12 protein-coding genes are annotated in these 13324 nt (G+C 69.7%); 7 read left to right on the forward strand and 5 right to left on the reverse strand.

The genetic code is table 11. The features are described 5' to 3' along the window. Nucleotides 1-132 precede the first annotated feature (132 nt). Both QQA12_RS15260 and QQA12_RS15265 read left to right on the forward strand, forming a co-directional pair. Nucleotides 133-699, forward strand: coding sequence for a uracil-DNA glycosylase family protein (locus QQA12_RS15260; RefSeq protein ID WP_054668818.1), 567 nt, complete (start codon nt 133-135; stop codon nt 697-699). Between the two features lie 149 nt (nt 700-848). Then, entirely contained in the window at nt 849-1577 is a 729-nt protein-coding gene (locus QQA12_RS15265) for a UPF0149 family protein (RefSeq protein WP_226049760.1), read from the forward strand. Between the two features lie 319 nt (nt 1578-1896). Here the strand turns inward: QQA12_RS15265 and QQA12_RS15270 are convergent, their stop codons facing one another. From QQA12_RS15270 to QQA12_RS15280, 3 genes are all read right to left on the reverse strand, one after another. After that, on the reverse strand, nt 1897-2913 hold the full coding sequence (locus QQA12_RS15270) for a 3-oxoacyl-ACP synthase III (protein WP_054668221.1): 1017 nt from the start codon (nt 2911-2913) through the stop codon (nt 1897-1899). Between the two features lie 217 nt (nt 2914-3130). After that, nucleotides 3131-3442, reverse strand: coding sequence for a DUF4156 domain-containing protein (locus QQA12_RS15275; RefSeq protein WP_054668222.1), 312 nt, complete (start codon nt 3440-3442; stop codon nt 3131-3133). A gap of 102 nt (nt 3443-3544) precedes the next feature. Further along, nucleotides 3545-6403: a pitrilysin family protein gene (locus tag QQA12_RS15280; protein WP_226049761.1), complete on the reverse strand. Its 2859-nt coding sequence runs from the start codon at nt 6401-6403 to the stop codon at nt 3545-3547. Between the two features lie 427 nt (nt 6404-6830). Between QQA12_RS15280 and QQA12_RS15285 the strand changes: the two genes are divergently transcribed. The 3 genes from QQA12_RS15285 (at nt 6831) to QQA12_RS15295 (ending at nt 8388) form a co-directional block, all read left to right on the forward strand. After that, the gene (locus QQA12_RS15285; protein WP_056930930.1) at nt 6831-7226 is read left to right on the forward strand and encodes a hypothetical protein; all 396 of its coding nucleotides are present in this window, start codon (nt 6831-6833) and stop codon (nt 7224-7226) included. A gap of 126 nt (nt 7227-7352) precedes the next feature. After that, the gene (locus QQA12_RS15290) at nt 7353-7832 is read left to right on the forward strand and encodes a tRNA (cytidine(34)-2'-O)-methyltransferase (RefSeq protein WP_054668229.1); all 480 of its coding nucleotides are present in this window, start codon (nt 7353-7355) and stop codon (nt 7830-7832) included. Nucleotides 7833-7920: 88 nt separating this feature from the next. Further along, complete coding sequence (locus tag QQA12_RS15295) at nt 7921-8388, forward strand: hypothetical protein (protein WP_226049762.1); 468 nt, start codon at nt 7921-7923, stop codon at nt 8386-8388. Nucleotides 8389-8406: 18 nt separating this feature from the next. Here QQA12_RS15295 and QQA12_RS15300 read toward each other — a convergent pair whose 3' ends face one another. Both QQA12_RS15300 and QQA12_RS15305 read right to left on the reverse strand, forming a co-directional pair. Further along, nucleotides 8407-9636 carry a CoA transferase gene (locus tag QQA12_RS15300; RefSeq protein WP_226049763.1) on the reverse strand — a complete coding sequence of 410 codons (1230 nt, stop codon included), beginning with the start codon at nt 9634-9636 and terminating at the stop codon, nt 8407-8409. 67 nt (nt 9637-9703) lie between these two features. Next, on the reverse strand, nt 9704-10876 hold the full coding sequence (locus QQA12_RS15305; protein WP_226049764.1) for an acyl-CoA dehydrogenase family protein: 1173 nt from the start codon (nt 10874-10876) through the stop codon (nt 9704-9706). 245 nt (nt 10877-11121) lie between these two features. Between QQA12_RS15305 and QQA12_RS15310 the strand changes: the two genes are divergently transcribed. After that, nucleotides 11122-12501 carry an amino acid permease gene (locus tag QQA12_RS15310; RefSeq protein WP_054668238.1) on the forward strand — a complete coding sequence of 460 codons (1380 nt, stop codon included), beginning with the start codon at nt 11122-11124 and terminating at the stop codon, nt 12499-12501. Between the two features lie 521 nt (nt 12502-13022). Beyond that, a complete protein-coding gene (locus QQA12_RS15315; protein WP_054668240.1) occupies nt 13023-13286 on the forward strand; it encodes a hypothetical protein in 264 nt (87 codons plus the stop codon). Nucleotides 13287-13324: the final 38 nt, after the last annotated feature.

The raw sequence follows: 13324 nt of genomic DNA on the forward strand, positions 1-13324 counted from the left end.
CGGCGGCTTCACGCAATCGCGGACAGGGCGCGCATTGTAGGCCAATGCGCCGGCCGGCCCTCCTGCGGCCGATGGCGGCACAATGGGGCGGCCGAAGACCGAGCCACCGTGAACGCACCCTTCGATGCCCTGATGGCGCGCATCCGCGCCTGCCGCCTGTGCGAGAGCCGGCTTCCGCTGGGTTGCCGCCCGGTGCTGCAGGCATCGCCGCGCGCGCGCCTGCTGATCGTCAGCCAGGCGCCCGGGCGCCGGGTGCACGAGACCGGCATCCCCTTCGACGACCCCAGCGGCGAACGCCTGCGCGGCTGGCTGGGGATCGACAGTGCGGTGTTCCATGACGCCGCCCGGGTCGCCATCGTGCCGATGGGCTTCTGCTTCCCGGGCACCGGCCGCAACGGTGACCTGCCGCCGCGCCCGGAATGCGCCCCCACCTGGCATCCACGGCTGCTGCCACGACTGGAACGGCTGCGGCTGACGCTGGCGATCGGCCAGTACGCGCAGGCCGGCCTGCTCGGCGAACAGCGCGGGCGCACGCTCACCGAAACCGTGCAGGCGTGGCGGCAGCACCTGCAGCGTGGCGTGCTGCCGCTGCCCCACCCCAGCCCGCGCAACCGGCTGTGGCTCGCCCGCAACCCGTGGTTCGAGCGCGACCTGCTGCCGGTACTGCGGGCGCGGGTGGCGGACGCGCTGGCCGGCTGAGCCGGCGGCACGCCGCGACTCCCGGGCTGGCCAGCGCCGGACGATGCAGAAGCCGAACGTCGCGGCCGTCCGGTCCGTTGCCCGCGCCCGGATGCGGGATCCGGCCCCGCAGCGACTACCATGCACGCCCACCCCACCCAGCGGCCGCCATGTCCACGCCTCCCTCCTTCCTCGACGACAACCAGATCGAACGGCTGTCCAGCCTGCTTGAGCAGCGCGCGGTGCCGTTCAAGGGCCTCAACCTCGAAGCGCTGGACGGCTTCCTCTCGGCGCTGGTGGTTGCGCCGGTACCTGCGCCGCCCGATCAATGGCAGCCGCAGGTCTGGGGCGGCCAGCCGCCGCGCTGGAACAACGAGGACGAAGCCCTCCAGGTGCAGAACCTGCTGATGGGTCACTGGAACATGTGCGCCGCGCGTGCGCGGTTCGAAGGCGAAGACCTGCCCGACCACCTCGCCCCGCTGATGTGGCTGCCGGAAGACCCGGAGCAGGCCGAGGAAGCCCTGGACGAGTCCGAGCTCGATGTCGGCCGGGACTGGGCGATGGGCTTCTTCACCGCGGTCATGCTGCATGAAGCGGAGTGGGACACGTGGCTGGACGAACACGCATGGATCGAGGAGATCTTCGACCTGCTCGACCAGCTGGCCAGCGGCGAACGGATCGATCCGGAGAACCCCGACACCCCGCCGGCCAGGGTCAGCTATCGCGAACGCCTGGATATCTGCATGGAGCTGCCGGCGATGCTGGCCGACCTCAACCACCACCGCGTGGATGCCCTGACCCCGCGCGTGCCGATCCGCCGCGACGCCGGACCCGGCCGCAACGACGACTGCCCCTGCGGCAGCGGGAAGAAATACAAGAAATGCTGCGGGCTGAACTGAGCCGGCCGGGCAAGCCTGCCCAGCCTGCCCAGCCCGGCGATGCCGGGCAACGGAGCCACGGCCAGCCCGAACCCGGGACACCGGGCCGGGGATGCACCCCCGGCCTCTGCGACCGGGCACAGGTCCCGGGATCGCGCCACGCGCTCCCGCCCCGCTAGAGACCGTGCGGGGCAAGCCCCGCCCCCGCCAGGCACCTGATCGGCAGCGGCGTGCGAGGCGGGGCTGTCACGCAAAACGCCCGCAAGTGCGGCTTGCGGGCGTTTCAGGGGTTCACGCCCGTACCGGCCGGGCGGGCCATTGCGGCAGCGCAGCCGCTGGCTTACCAGACCACCTCGGCCATGGTGCAGTTCAGGCCCGAGCCGATGCCCATCAGCGCCACGCGGTCGCCCTTCTTGAGCTTGCCCAGCTGGCGCAGCTTGCTCAGTACGATCGGCACCGAGGCCGGGCCGACGTTGCCGTGCTCGCCGAAGATGGTCATCACCTTCTTCGGGTCGATGCCGAACGCCTTGATGAACGCGTTGGTATGCGGCTGGCTGACCTGGTGGATGACGAACTGGTCGATCTCGTCCACCGCCCAGCCCAGCGCCTGGCGGGTGGCCTCGAAGGTCTTGGAGGCCAGCTTGATGCCTTCGATCAGCAGCAGGCGGGTATCGGTGACCATGCGGTCCAGGTTGCCCACGCACAGCTTGTTCCACTGGTTGGCCGCGCGGGTCACGCCGCCCTTGTAGCGCGGCGCGTCGGGCACCAGCTCGGCGCGGGCCAGGACCATGGCGGCGGCGCCCGAACCGGTGGTCAGTGCGGCGAACTCGTCGCGCAGCTGCTGCGCGGTGACGTCCGGCGCGCTCATCCGCTCCAGGGTCTTTTCATAGACCAGGTTGGAGCTTTCGCCGTCGACGATCAGCGCATAGTCGATGTCGCCGCGCTCGATCATGCGCGCGGCCACGTCCATGCCGTTGATGAAGGCCAGGCAGGCGTTGGCGATGTCGAAGGTGACGCAGTCCTCGCCGATGCCCAGGTTGCCCGAGACGATGGAGGCGGTGGATGGCTCCAGGTAATCGCGGCTGACCGAGGTGTTGACCAGCAGGCCGATGCGGTCGGGCGACACGCCCGCGTCCTCGAGGGCCTTGCGCCCGGCCATGGTGGCCGCGTCGGACGCCTGCGTACCCGGGTCCCACAGGCGGCGCGCATGGATGCCGGCGACATCGCCCAGCATGTCCGCACGGATGCCCAGACGGTCCAGCGTCGGCTGCAGACGCTCGTTGATTTCCTTGGAGGTCAGGGTATGCGGCGCGTCGACATGCGCCAGTCCCGCGATGGAGACATTCTGGAAGGGCATCGGAAGGCGCCAGGACTCAGGCGAAGGGGGCGCCATTCTAGCGGCTGCCCGTGTTTGACGCATCTTTAACGGTTTGCGGCCGTTGCGTATGGGGACCGGGCGTGCAGGCCAGCGGCCGAATGCCCCGCGCCAGGCACGTTTTACAGTGGGCAGCGCCCGCGTGTCGGCGTTACCCCACCCGCCCGGGCGCCAGCGTCACAGCTCCGCGCGCGGCGCGTCAGCGGCACTGCCAGGCGCTGTAGCGCTGGCTGCCATCGGCCGGCGCGGCCAGGGCCTGGATGGCATTGGCGCCGGCACTGGGCGCCTCGTTGCGCGCCAGGGTTTCCAGTTCTTCCTGCACCCGCAGCGGATTGCGGTTGTAGAAACCGACCTTGCTCTTGACCGAGACCACGATCTCGCCCTTGGCCACGCAGCCCGGCGCCACCGGGCCGGCCGGCAGCACGCGCACCGCCTTGCCACCGCTCTCGATCGGCACCCAGGTGCAGGCGGCCGTGCTGGCAATCAGGGCGGTAAGGATCAGAGCGCGCATGGACAGGTCCTTGTTGGAATCGGAACGGATTGTGCCGGGTGTGGATGAATCGGTGATGATCCGCGGCCCGCTCCCGGGGGAGCGGGCCGCGACGGTACTACATCACTTGGCGGCCGGCACCGGGTTGCCGTCGCTGTCGACCACGACCACTTCGCCCAGGCCCAGCGCACGCACCGGCGCCTCGGTCTGCTTGAGGTCGCCCACCACCACCCAGGTCAGCCTGGCCGGGTCCAGCGTCCTGGCCGCTTCGGCCACCTGGGCCGGGGTCATCGCCTCGATCTCGGCCTTGCGCTTGAACACGTAGTCGTCCGGGCGCTGGTAGCGCACGATGCCGCCGATGGTGTTCATCACCGCCGAGGCGGTCTCGTAGGCGCCCGGCAGGCTCAGCGTCTGGATGTTGCGGATGCGGGTGACTTCGTCCGTCGTCGGCGGCCGCTGGCCGCTGGCGAACTGGCTGATCTCTGCCTGCATTTCCTTCATCGCGTCGCTGGTCTTGTCGATCTGCACCGGCGCCACCGCCATCCACGGCCGCTGCCCCAGCGCACCGCTGGCGCTGGAACGGGCACCGTAGGACCAGTGCTTGTCCTCGCGCAGGTTCATGTTCAGGCGCGAGGTGAAGTCACCGCCCAGCACGCCATTGGCGATGTCGAAGCGGGTCGCCCCCGCGTCCATGGTGGAAGGCACGACCTGGCCGGCGAACAGGTTGGCCTGCACCGCGCCGGGCTGGTCGATCAGGTACACGCGGGCCTTGTCCGGGCGCGCGACCGCCGACGGCGCGCCCACCGCGGGTGCCGCGCCCTCGCCCTTCCAGTCGCCGAGCTGGCGGTCCAGCAGCGGCACGATCTCCTTCAGCGTGGTGTCGCCGACCACGATCAGGGTCGCGTTCTCCGGGCGCACCCAGTCCTTGTGGAAGGACAGCAGGTCGTCGCGGCCCAGCGCCTGGATCGCCGCCTCGTCGCCGCTGCCGGTGAACGGGATCGCGTACGGGTGGCCCTTGCCGTACAGCAGCGGCGGCAGCACGCGCATCGCCACCGCGTTCGGGCTGACCTTCTCCTGCTTGATGCCCGCGATCCAGGTGGCCTTGATGCGGTCGATCTCGCCCTGGTCGAAGCGCGGCGCGCGCAGCGCGTCGGCATACAGCGCCAGCGACGGCGCCAGGTTCTCCTTCAGCGCCGACAGGTAGACATTGGCGCCGTCGAGCGAGGCGCCGGCGGCGATGCGTGCGCCCAGCGCGTCGGCGGCATCGGCGAAGGCCAGCGAGCCGAGCTTGCCTGCGCCCTCATCGAGCATGCCCATGGTGAAGTTGGCGGTACCCGGCTTGCGGCCCTGGTCGGCGGTGAAGCCGCCCTGGAACTCGTAGCTGAACTGCACCACCGGGATGTCATGGCGTTCGGCCAGCACCACCCGCGTGCCGTTCTTCAGCGTGGCGCGCTGCAGCTGCGGGAACTTCAGCTCCGGGAAGGTCGCGGTCTGCGGCACGCCGGCGCTGCGGTCCACCTGCGAGGGCAGCACACGGTACCTGGCGTCGACCGCCGGCACGTTGAACGGCGCGGGCTTGCCGGACGGCAGCTCGGCCAGCGCCACGCGCTCGCCCGGCTCCACCACCAGGGTGTGGTCGCCCACGCCCAGCCACTTGGCGCCGACCGCCTTGACGTCGGCGACGCTGGCGTCGCGGATGTTGGACAGCGAGGTGCGGAAGCAGCCCGGGTCGCCCTCGTACACGGCGCATTCGGCCAGCGCATCGGCCTTGCCGCCGAAGCCACCGATGCGCTCGATGCCGCGGATGAAGCCGGCGCGGAACGCGGTCTTGGCGCGTGCCAGCTCCTCCGCGCTGGGGCCTTCGGCCACCAGCCGCTTCAGCTCTTCATCGATGACCGCCTCGACCTTGGCCGGGTCCACGCCCTGCTTGACCGTGGCCATGATGATGAAGTTCGAACCCAGCTGCGACGGGCCGACCATGGTGCCGATGTTGTCCACCAGCTTGTCCTGGTGCAGCAGCCGCTGGTCCAGGCGCGAGGACTTGGCACCGCCCAGCACCTGCGCGAACAACTGCAGCTGGTCGATGTCGGTGGTGCCGACCTGGGCCACGTTCCAGGCACGGTAGATGCGCGCCTGCGGCACCTTGTCGGTCATCACCTCGCGGGTGGAGGCGGCGCGCTGGGCGACGTCCACCTTCGGCTGGGCCATGGTCGGGCCGGCCGGGATGTCGCCGAAGTAGCGGGCGACCTTTTCCTTGGCGGTGGCCACGTCGATGTCGCCGGCCAGCACCAGCACCGCGTTGTTCGGGCCGTACCAGGTGCGGAACCAGGTCTTGACGTCTTCCAGCGAGGCGGCGTTGAGGTCGTTCATCGAGCCGATCACGCCGTGGTGGTACGGATGCCCGGCCGGGTACAGCGCGCGGGTCAGCTTGTCCCACACCTGGCCATAGGGCTGGTTCTCGCCCTGGCGCTTCTCGTTCTGCACCACGCCGCGCTGTTCGTCGAGCGCGGCCTGGTCGATCGCACCGAGCAGGTGGCCCATGCGGTCCGATTCCATCCACAGCGCCATGTCCAGCGCGGTGGTGGGCACGTTCTGGAAGTAATTGGTGCGGTCGGTGTTGGTAGTGCCGTTCTGGTCGGTGGCGCCGACCTGCTTGAACGGCTCGAAGAACTCGCCGCTGTGGTTCTCGCTGCCCTGGAACATCAGGTGCTCGAACAGGTGGGCGAAGCCGGTGCGCCCGGACGGCTCGTCCTTGGCACCGACGTGGTACCAGATGTTGACCGCCACGATCGGCGCCTTGCGGTCGGTGTGCACCACCACGCGCAGGCCGTTGGGCAGGGTGAATTCCTCGAACGGAATGTCCACCGAGGTGGCCGCGGCCGGGGCCTTGGCAGCGGCAGGCAGTGGCATGCCGGCGAACCCGCCCAGGGCGAGGCCCAGCGCGGTGGCGAGAAGGGCGGTCCGGGGAGTTGCTGCGTTCATCCCGCTTTCCTTGAGCAATGAATGTGAAAGCCGATCCTAACCGGGCGTGCTGGCCAGCCGCATACGCCATGGGTCATGGGTGGCAGGGCACGCGTGCGGTCCGTTGACGGGTGACCTGCACACCACCGCGCTGCCTGGCGGGCGGTGAACCGCCCTGCGTCCACCAGTGCATGGATGTCCGCGGACGGCGGCCACAGGCCGCAGCGTCCGGACAGCGGACACTCAAGAATCAAAAATATCCTTTTAAATCAATGTCATGAATGTGGCACGCATTCTGCTTACTGGATACCCGCAGCAGACCAGGATCCAACGAAACATGACTGGATGCTGAACAAATCAAAGAAATGCAAAGAATTCCTTGCATCCTGAGATTTGGTGTACTACTTTACTACCACACCACCGTTCACACACACCAAACAGGCCCGCCATGAACACCAAGTCCTTCGCCATCGCCATCGCCCTCGTCGCCGGCTTCTCCGCCTCAGCGCATGCGTCCAACATCGTCACCCTGGAAACCGTGCAGGTGCGTCCGTCCGCCGATCAGCTGGTCCAGGCCGAACGCGAGCGCTCCAGCACCATCCCGACCCTGTCGTCGGTCCAGGTGCGCCCGACCGCCGGCCAGATCGTCGAACTCGCTGCCGAGCAGGCCGCCGCCCAGCTGGCCACCCATACGCCGGTGGCGATCGGCGCCAGCATCGGCCAGTGGATGGTCTCGCTGCCGGCCATCACCGTTCGTCCCGATGCCCAGCAGGTCAAGGCGCTGGCCACCGAGCTGGCCACCGATACCCTGGGCCAGGTCGCCAACGGGATGGTCGCCAAGTGAGTCGTCGCAACCATCCGGACCTGTCCGTGCCGCAGCCATGCCGGGCACGTGCCCTCCCTTCGCCCGCAGCAGGCTGCAGCGGCGCGGGCAGGTCCTAGCCGGACACCCACGGCGTAAACTGCGCCGATGACCGCGCCTCCCGTTTTCCATGTACTGCTGTACCAGCCCGAGATCCCGCCCAACACCGGCAACGTGATCCGGCTCTGCGCCAACACCGGCGCCCGGCTCCACCTGATCGAACCGCTCGGCTTCGACCTCAGCGACAGGCAGCTCAAGCGGGCCGGCCTGGACTATCACGAATACGCGCGCATGCAGGTCCATCCGGACCTGGACACCGCGCTGGCGCGCATCGCGCCCAGCCGCCTGTTCGCCATGAGCACCCGCGCCAGCGTGCGCTACGACAGCGTGCGCTTTGCCGACGGCGACGCCTTCCTGTTCGGCCCGGAAACGCGCGGCCTGCCGCAGGAACTGCTCGACGCCCTGCCCGCCGGCCATCGCCTGCGCCTGCCGATGCAGCCGGACAACCGCAGCCTCAATCTGTCCAACTCGGTCGCCGTGGTGGTGTTCGAAGCCTGGCGCCAGCATGGCTTTGTCGGCGGCCAGTAAAAAAGGCGGCCAGGACATGCAAAGCGACTGCGCCGGCCCGGTATGCTTGAGGGTTCCGCATACCCATGCGCCAATCAATGGAAGGACAATGCAGCGCATCGCAATCGCCGTCGGGCTGATCGGTTTCATGGCCATCGGCCAACTCCACGCCTCGACCACCCCGGTCATCGACACCACCCGGCCGACTGCTCCGCAGATCGAGCGCATCCAGGCCGAACTGGCCGGGCACAAGACCTACAGCGAATTGAAACCGGCCGACCACGCGCAGGTGGTAAATGCGCTGTCGCGGATCCAGGAAAAACTGGGCAGCGACGGCGTCCTGTCCAGCCTGCATCCGGCTGCGCAGGTGGACGTGGTCAACGACCAGGAGCTGGTCAACACCCTGCTTGCCAAGGCCAGGGCCGACAGCCGCCTGGTCTGCCGCCGCGAAATGCCGACCGGCAGCAACCGCCCGCAGACCATCTGCATGACGGTCGCCGAACGCGCCGCGGCACGCGAGCGCAGCATGGACACGATGCGCAAGACCGGCATCAGCCGGCCGGAAATTATTCCCTGATCCTGCGGGGCGGCGGGCTCACGCGCCGCCGACCACGCCGGCCGCCTGCAACTCCCGCAGGCGGTCGGCATCCAGCGACAGCACCTGTTCCAGCACCTGCGCGGTGTGCTGCCCCAGCAACGGCGCGGCGTGCTGGTACTGCAGCGGCGTGGCCGAGAACCGCAGTGGATTGCGTACCGCCGGCACCGTATCGCCGCTGGCGTGCGGCAGGTCGATGCGCAATCCGCGCGCGCGCACCTGCGGATCGTCGAACACCTGGTCGATGCGGTTGACCGGGCTGGCCGGTACCAGCGCCCGTTCCAGCCGCTGCAGCCATTCGGCGACCGTGCGCGTGCGCAGCCGCTGCTGCAGCAGCGGCACCAGTTCGGCACGGTGCGCCACCCGGCAATTGTTGGTCGCATAACGGGCATCGGCCGCCAGCCACGGCTCGTCGATCACCTCGCACAGGCGCGCGAACTGCGCGTCGTTGCCGACCGCCAGCATGAAATGGCCATCGGCCGCGGGCATCACCTGGTAGGGCACGATGTTCGGATGCGCGGTGCCCTGGCGGCCCGGCACCTGGCCGCCGACCAGCCAGTTGGAGGCCTGGTTGGCCAGCCAGGCCACCTGCGTGTCCAGCAGGGCCAGGTCGATCTGCTGGCCCTGGCCGGTGCGTTCGGCATGGCGCAGCGCCGCCAGGATCGCGGTGGCCGCGTACATGCCGGTCATCAGGTCGGTCGCCGCAACGCCCACTTTCTGCGGGCCACCACCGGGCACGCCGTCGGGTTCGCCGGTCACGCTCATCAGCCCGCCGATGGCCTGGATGGCGGCGTCGTAGCCGGCGCGCCGCGCGTAGGGTCCATCCTGGCCGTAACCGGTGATCGAGCAGTACACCAGCGCCGGGTTGAGCGCACGCAGGCTGGGGTAATCCAGCCCGTACTTCGCCAGCCCGCCGACCTTGTAGTTTTCCACCAGCACCTGGCAGCGCGCGGCCAGCGCGCGGATCAGCGCCTGCCCTTGCGGCAGGGTGAAGTCGATGGCGACCGAGCGCTTGCCGCGGTTGGCGCACAGGTAGTACGCCGACTCGGCAGTGTCGGTGCCGTCGGCGTCCTTGAGGAACGGCGGCCCCCAGCCGCGGGTGTCGTCGCCCGCCCCCGGACGCTCGACCTTGATCACGTCGGCGCCGAAATCGGCCAGCACCTGGGTGGCCCACGGCCCGGCCAGGATGCGCGACAGGTCAAGTACGCGCACGCCGTCGAGCAGGTTCATCGTGGTGTTCCCCCTTGCGCCCCGGAGGCGCGGCTTCCGGGGCGTCCCGCGCTCATGCCGATCGCACTCAGAACGCGTTGATGCCGGTCAGTTCGCGGCCGACCACCAGCTGGTGCACGGTCTCGGTGCCTTCATAGGTGATCACCGACTCCAGGTTCAGCGCGTGGCGGATGGCGGAGTGCTCGGTGGTGATGCCGGCCCCCCCCAGCAGGTCGCGGCATTCGCGGGCGATGTCGATGGCCAGGCGGCAATTGTTCCACTTGGCCAGCGACACCTGCTGCGGCTGCATTTCCCCGGCGTCCTTCAGGCGACCCAGCTGCAGCACCAGCAGCTGGCCGGCGGTGATGCGGCGGGCCATGTCGGCCATCTTGATCTGCGCGCTCTGGGTCGCCGCGACCGGGCGACCGAACAGGATGCGCTCCTTGGTGTAGGCCAGCACTTCGTCCAGGCAGGCGATGGCCGCGCCGATCGGGCCCCAGGTGATGCCGTAGCGGGCCTGGGTCAGGCAGCCCAGCGGGCCCTTCAGCCCCTTGACGTTGGGCAGCCGGTTGGCGTCGGGCACGCGCACGTTGTCGAAGAACAGCGCGCCGGTCACCGAGGCGCGCAGGCTCATCTTGTGCTTGATCTCCTGCGCGGTGAAGCCCGGGGTGCCCTTCTCGACCACGAAGCCCTGCACGCCCTCGTCGGTGTTGGCCCAGACGATGGCGATGTCGGCCACCGAGCCGTTGGTGATCCACATCTTGGAGCCGTTGATGACCCAGTCACCGCCGTCCTTGACCGCGCGGGTCTTCATGCTGGCCGGGTCCGAGCCGCCGTGCGCCTCGGTCAGGCCGAAGCAGCCGATGACCTTGCCGCGCGCCATGTCCGGCAGCCAGCGCATGCGCTGCTCTTCCGAGCCGTAGGCATAGATCGGGTACATGCACAGCGAGCTCTGCACCGAGACGAAGCTGCGCAGGCCCGAATCGCCGCGCTCCAGTTCCTGGCAGATCAGGCCGTAGCTGACGCCATTGAGGCCGGCGCCGCCGTACTGCTCCGGCAGGGTGCTGCCCAGCAGGCCCATGTCGGCGATCTCGGGGATCAGCTCGTCGGGGAAGCGGCCCTGGTCGAAACAGTCGCCGATGATCGGCAGTACGCGTTCGTCGGTGAAGCGGGCAACGGAGTCCTGCACGGCGCGCTCTTCCTCGCTCAGCAGCGAACGCACATCGAACAGGTCGAAGGGGTTGAGGGTCTTCAAAGTCATTGCTGTCTCGGAAAGCTGCCATCACGGCCGGGAGGGTGGATGAATAAGGTAGTGCATCCGCGCCGGGAAAGTTGCTGCGGCCGCACGTTGACAGACCGGCAGCGGGTCCGACCCTTGCCCCGGAGGCCCCCTGACCGGCGGTCGCGCCCCCCGCAGCCGGGGGCGGCAGGCCCAACCAACGGAACAGGCACGGGACGCGGCCGACGCGGTATGGTGTCGCCCTTTCCGCCCTCCGAAGCCCGCCGATGCCCGCCAACCCGTCCGTCGCCGCCCCGGCTCCGCCGTCGCAGAAACTGGAACGCGCGCTCAAACCGCGCCAGCTGATCATGATGGGCCTGGGCAGCGCGATCGGCGCCGGCCTGTTCCTGGGCTCGGGCGTGGGCATCCACGCCGCCGGCCCGGCGGTACTGCTGTCCTACCTGGTCGCCGGCACGCTGGTGATCATCATGATGCATGCCATGGGCGAGATGGCCGCCGCACGCCCGGCCAGCGGCGCGTTCTCGGTCTACGCCGCCGATGCGCTGGGCGCCACCGCCGGCGCCACCATCGGCTGGCTGTGGTGGGTGCAGCTGGTGATCGTGATCGCGGCCGAGTCGGTCGGCGCGGCCGGCCTGCTGGCGACGCTGTGGCCACAGCTGTCGGTGCCGCTGACCTCGCTGGCGTTCATGGTGGTGTTCACCGTCATCAACCTGATGGGGGTTCGCAACTACGGCGAGTTCGAGTTCTGGTTCGCCATCCTCAAGGTCGCGGCGATCATCGCCTTCATCGCCGTCGGCATCGCGCTGCTGTGCGGGCTGCTGCCGGGCGTGCCCTCGCCGGGCCTGTCCAACCTGTTCGAGCATGGCGGCTTCGCGCCCAATGGCCTGGCCGGCGTCGGCGCGGCGCTGCTGGTGGTGGTGTTCGCCTTCGGCGGCACCGAGATCGTGGCGGTGGCCGCGGCCGAGACCCAGGACCCCGAACGCAGCCTGGCACGCGCGATCCGCACCGTGGCCTGGCGCATCCTGGTGTTCTACATCGGCTCGATCGGGGTGATCATCGCGGTGGTGCCGTGGACCAGCGAATCGCTGAAATCGCCGTTCGCGGCGGTGCTGCAGGTCGCCAACATCCCCGGCGCGGCCACCGCCATCACCCTGATCGCGGTGATCGCCCTGCTGTCGGCGCTCAACGCCAATCTCTACGGCGCCTCGCGCATGATCCACTCGCTGGCCGCGCGCGGCGAAGCGCCACGCGGGCTGGCGCGTATCAGCAGCCGCCAGGTACCGGTGCTGGCGGTGCTGGCCAGCGTGCTGTTCGGCTTCGCCGCCACCGTGCTGGAACTGCTGTATCCGGACCGCGTGCTGCCGGTGCTGCTGAACGTGGTCGGCTCGACCTGCCTGCTGGTGTGGACCATCACCCTGGTCTCGCAGCTGGTACTGCGCCGCCGCGCCGAACGCCTGGGCACGCCGTTGCCGTTCCGCATGGCCGGATTCCCCTACCTGACGGTGCTGGCGCTGGCGATCCTGGTGCTGATCTTCGCGCTGCTGCTGTCCGCACCCGAGACCCGCCTGCAGTTCCTGTCGATGGCCGCGCTGACCGCCGCCATCGCCGTGGTGAGCGGGCTGGCGCGGCGCTTCCGTCGCGGCTGAGGACGCCCTCGCCGGCCACCCGCGGCCGGCCTGGCGGCGGGCGTGTATCGGCGCACGGGTAGCGGCGGGCTCCGCGCATCCGGGGCCCCGCCAGGCCCACGCCCGATCCCGGGTCGAGGCCGGCAGCGCCGAGCCGATCCTGCGCCGGATCCGCCAGCACGTGCACGCGGCCTGTCCCGCTGGCGCGACAGGCGACCCGGCGGGGGCGGCCGACCCTCCCGCTCAGCGCGCACGCCGCGCCCGGCGCGTAGCCGCGCGTTCAGCGCGCGCGGCACCGGCCAGGGCATTGGCCTGTACGCCCGGCCGCGCCAGGCCACGCAACGCACCGGGGGGTGGTGCGCCAGCCCTCAAGCGTGGCCCGCGGCCGCCGCTACCCATGCCGCCGGCAGCGCTTCACCAGGCCATCGGATGGCTGGTCCGGGGCACGCGCGGACAGCGGAAGCGCGAAAGGCATTGACGCCGGCCCCGCCAACGATTCCACTTGCCCCCGAAAGTACGACACGACGCCCCCACGCAACGCCATGACCGACCTCGAAGACCTCATCCAGCGCGCCATCGACCCTTCATCCGTCAAGCTGGAAGGCACCCTCACCAATCCCCCTTCCTTCGGTGTCTACCTGGTGCAGGACACCGACAACGACAGCCAGCACTACCGGTTCGGCAGCCATCCCGTGCGCATGCAGGAACTGGAGGACAAGTTCGGCGGCTGCGAGCTGGAATACCTGTTCCTGTCGCGCGAAGATGCCGCGGCGGTGACCTCGGCGCTGAACAAGCGCGAGGAATGAGGCGCACCGTTCGCGGCGCCGCGCCGGTGCCGCCGGAG

It is taken from the genome of Stenotrophomonas sp. 17(2023) (assembly GCF_030345315.1).
GTDB lineage: Bacteria > Pseudomonadota > Gammaproteobacteria > Xanthomonadales > Xanthomonadaceae > Stenotrophomonas > Stenotrophomonas acidaminiphila.

Excerpts from the sequence above, each read along its gene's own strand:
- QQA12_RS15310 (WP_054668238.1), top strand. The coding sequence starts at position 11,122 with ATGCCCGCCAACCCGTCCGTCGCCGCCCCGGCTCCGCCGTCGCAGAAA.
- QQA12_RS15305 (WP_226049764.1), bottom strand. The coding sequence starts at position 10,876 with ATGACTTTGAAGACCCTCAACCCCTTCGACCTGTTCGATGTGCGTTCG.
- QQA12_RS15285 (WP_056930930.1), top strand. The coding sequence starts at position 6,831 with ATGAACACCAAGTCCTTCGCCATCGCCATCGCCCTCGTCGCCGGCTTC.
- QQA12_RS15275 (WP_054668222.1), bottom strand. The coding sequence starts at position 3,442 with ATGCGCGCTCTGATCCTTACCGCCCTGATTGCCAGCACGGCCGCCTGC.
- QQA12_RS15300 (WP_226049763.1), bottom strand. The coding sequence starts at position 9,636 with ATGAACCTGCTCGACGGCGTGCGCGTACTTGACCTGTCGCGCATCCTG.
- QQA12_RS15295 (WP_226049762.1), top strand. The coding sequence starts at position 7,921 with ATGCAGCGCATCGCAATCGCCGTCGGGCTGATCGGTTTCATGGCCATC.
- QQA12_RS15270 (WP_054668221.1), bottom strand. The coding sequence starts at position 2,913 with ATGCCCTTCCAGAATGTCTCCATCGCGGGACTGGCGCATGTCGACGCG.
- QQA12_RS15315 (WP_054668240.1), top strand. The coding sequence starts at position 13,023 with ATGACCGACCTCGAAGACCTCATCCAGCGCGCCATCGACCCTTCATCC.
- QQA12_RS15290 (WP_054668229.1), top strand. The coding sequence starts at position 7,353 with ATGACCGCGCCTCCCGTTTTCCATGTACTGCTGTACCAGCCCGAGATC.
- QQA12_RS15280 (WP_226049761.1), bottom strand. The coding sequence starts at position 6,403 with ATGAACGCAGCAACTCCCCGGACCGCCCTTCTCGCCACCGCGCTGGGC.
- QQA12_RS15260 (WP_054668818.1), top strand. The coding sequence starts at position 133 with ATGGCGCGCATCCGCGCCTGCCGCCTGTGCGAGAGCCGGCTTCCGCTG.
- QQA12_RS15265 (WP_226049760.1), top strand. The coding sequence starts at position 849 with ATGTCCACGCCTCCCTCCTTCCTCGACGACAACCAGATCGAACGGCTG.